The 3,166-nt window shown below is 69.4% G+C and carries 3 protein-coding genes; 2 read left to right on the forward strand and 1 reads right to left on the reverse strand.

All coding sequences use genetic code 11. The features are described from left to right. Nucleotides 1-1,589 (forward strand): ribonuclease R family protein (locus tag AC1DOC_RS26085; RefSeq protein WP_478130784.1); only part of this gene is annotated, 1,589 nt, incomplete at its 5' end. A 58-nt stretch (nucleotides 1,590-1,647) separates the two neighbouring features. After that, nucleotides 1,648-2,412 (forward strand): SDR family oxidoreductase, encoded by a 765-nt coding sequence (locus tag AC1DOC_RS26090; protein ID WP_478130785.1) that lies wholly within the window; start codon nucleotides 1,648-1,650, stop codon nucleotides 2,410-2,412. A 6-nt stretch (nucleotides 2,413-2,418) separates the two neighbouring features. On the opposite strand, the gene AC1DOC_RS26095 is transcribed toward AC1DOC_RS26090, so the two are convergent. Further along, a partial coding sequence (locus AC1DOC_RS26095) for an NAD(P)H-hydrate dehydratase (protein WP_478130786.1) occupies nucleotides 2,419-3,166 on the reverse strand: 748 nt, incomplete at its 5' end.

The raw sequence follows: 3,166 nt of genomic DNA on the forward strand, positions 1-3,166 counted from the left end.
CCTATGTGCAGACCGGCTCGGCCATCGACATCGATGCCTACGACCGCGCGACCAGCGTCTACTTTCCGCGCCGCGTGATTCCGATGCTGCCCGAGAAGCTCTCGAACGGCCTGTGCTCGCTCAACCCCGAGGTCGAACGCCTGTGCATGGTGTGCGACATGCTCGTGGCCGCCGACGGCGAGATCTACGCCTACCAGTTCTACCCGGCCGTGATGTTCAGCCATGCGCGCTTCACGTACACCGAAGTGGCCGCCATTCTTGGCAACACGCGCGGCCCCGAGGCTGCCAAGCGCAAGGACCGCGTCAAGGACCTGCTGAACCTGGCCGACGTCTACAAGGCGCTGCTCAAGCAGCGCGGCAAGCGCGGCGCGGTCGACTTCGAAACCACCGAGACGCAGATCATCTGCGACGACGCGGGCCGCATCGAGAAGATCGTGCCCCGCACGCGCAACGAGGCGCACCGCCTCATCGAAGAAGCCATGCTCGCGGCCAACGTGTGCAGCGCCGACTTCATCGCCGAAGGCAAGCACCCGGGCCTGTTCCGCGTGCACGAAGGCCCGACGCCCGAGAAGAAGGAAATCCTGCGCGGGTACCTGAAGGCCATGGGCGTGGGCTTGAGCATCACCGACGATCCGCGGCCCGGCGAGTTCCAGGCGATTGCCGAAGCCACCAAGGAGCGCCCCGACGCGCAGCAGATCCACACCATGCTGCTGCGCTCGATGCAGCAGGCGATCTACACGCCCATCAACAGCGGCCATTTCGGCCTGGCGTACGAGGCCTACACGCACTTCACGAGCCCGATCCGGCGCTACCCCGACCTGCTGGTGCACCGCGTGATCAAGGCCATTCTCGGCAAGACGCGCTACCAGCTGCCGATGCTGCCGACGCCGGGCGAGGCGCATGCCAAGCTCGCCAAGCGGCTGGCTTCGCGCGTGAAGGCGCCGACCACCAAGCCGCAGAAAGCCACCGTCGCGCCGACCAAGGAAGTGCTGGCCTGGGAAGCGGCCGGCCTGCATTGCAGCGCCAACGAGCGCCGCGCCGACGAAGCCAGCCGCGACGTCGAAGCCTGGCTCAAGTGCAAGTACATGCGCGAGCACCTGGGCGAAGAGTACGGCGGCGTCGTCACCGCGGCCACCACCTTCGGCATCTTCGTGACGCTCGATGCGATGTACGTCGAGGGGCTGGTGCACATCACCGAACTCGGCGGCGAATACTTCAAGTTCGACGAGATGCGCCAGGAACTGCGCGGCGAGCGCACCGGCATTCGCTACGCCATCGGCACCCGCGTGCGGGTGCAGGTGAGCCGTGTCGACCTGGACGGGCGCAAGATCGATTTCCGCCTGGTGCGCGAGGGCGAAGACCTCACCACGCGCGCCATGAAGGACAAGGGTGCGGCCCCGGCCGGCGTGCCGGTCAAGGCATCGGCCAAGCGCAGTTCGCGCCACAAGGCCGAAGCCGTGTCTGAGCAGCGCGTCGAGCGCAGCGCGACCGTCGCGGCGGCGGGCCCCCAGTCGGCAATGCAGGCTTTCAAGTCGGCCGTCAAGAAGGCCGCCAACAAGATGAAGGGCCGCAAGCCGCGGCGCGCATGATGCGTGCCGCAGCATTGCATCCCATCCATACAGACAAACCGAGAAGGAGACACCGAGCATGAGCGTGGAAAACAACAAGGGCCGCATTGCGATCGTCACGGGCGCCGGCACCGGCATCGGCCGCGCTGCGGCGCTGGCGCTGCTGGCCGACGGCTGGAGCGTGACCCTGGCGGGGCGCCGCCTCGAGCCGCTGGAACAGGTGGCGGAAGAGTCCGGCGCCGGTGCTCGCGCCTTCGCAGTGCCCACCGACGTGGCCAATGCCGAATCGGTGCAGGYGCTGTTTGCCGCGGCGGTGGAGCGCTTCGGCCGCGTCGACCTGCTGTTCAACAACGCCGGCGTGGGCAACCCGCCGGGGCCGTTCGAAGACTGGACGCCCGAGCAGTGGCGCGGCGTGGTCGACATCAACCTGAGCGGCATGTTCTTCTGCATCCAGCAGGCGTTCCGCACGATGAAGGCGCAAACGCCGCGCGGCGGCCGCATCATCAACAACGGCTCCATCTCGGCCACCGCGCCGCGGCCCAATTCCGCGGCCTACACCGCGACCAAGCATGCGGTCGAGGGCCTCACCAAGACCGCTTCGCTCGACGGGCGCAAGTACGACATCGCGGTCGGCCAGATCGACGTGGGCAACGCCATGACGGAACTGGCCGCGCGCATGGCCAAGGGCGTGCCGCAGGCCAACGGCGAGCTCGCGATCGAGCCGCTGATGGACGTGAAGATCGTGGGCCAGTCGGTGCTCTACATGGCGAACCTGCCGCTGGAGGCCAACGTGCTGTTCCATACGGTCATGGCGACGAAGATGCCCTTCGTCGGGCGCGGCTAGAACCCGTCAGCAGGGCGCCTGGCGCGCCAGTGCGCCGGCCGTCAGCGGCGGCGCGCCGGCCGGCCAGGTGTCGGCCATGCGGCCGTGGCGCCAGACGGCTTCGCGCGCCGCTTCGAACGGCGGCCGCTGTGCGGCCAGCGCAGCGCCGATCATTCCCGCGAGCACGTCGCCGGTGCCGGCGGTTGCGAGCTTCGCGTTGCCGGTCAGGYTGAGCACCGGCGGCGTGCTGCCGCCTTCGGCAATCACTGTTCCCGATCCCTTGAGCACGGCGACCACGCCGTAGCGCGATGCGAGCTTGCGGGCGGCTGCGAGCCTGTCGGCCTGGATGTCGGCCGCCGCGCAGTCCAGCAGACGCGCGGCCTCGAGCGGATGCGGAGTGATCACCGTCGGCCTGCCGCGCCGCGCACGCGATGCCAACTGGGCCTGCAGCGCGCCGTCGACTGCGATGGCGTTCAATGCATCGGCGTCGAGCACCAGCGCGGCCGCCGTCGCCAGCACGCGCGGCAGCACCGCGCGGATGTCCGTGCCGCCGCCGCATCCGCAGACCGCCGTCATGCCCGAGAGATCGAGCGACCTCGCGTCACGCAGCATCAGCTCGGGTTGCGCCAGGTCGACCGGGGCCGCGCTCGCGTCGAGCAGGCCGACGAACACGCGGCCCGCGCCCGCATGCAGCGCGGCGGRGCCGGCCAGCAGCGCGGCGCCCGCCATGCCGGATGCGCCGCCGATCACCGCGACATCGCCATAGCTGCCCTTG

The organism is Variovorax sp. 01T439_2, assembly GCF_056398445.1.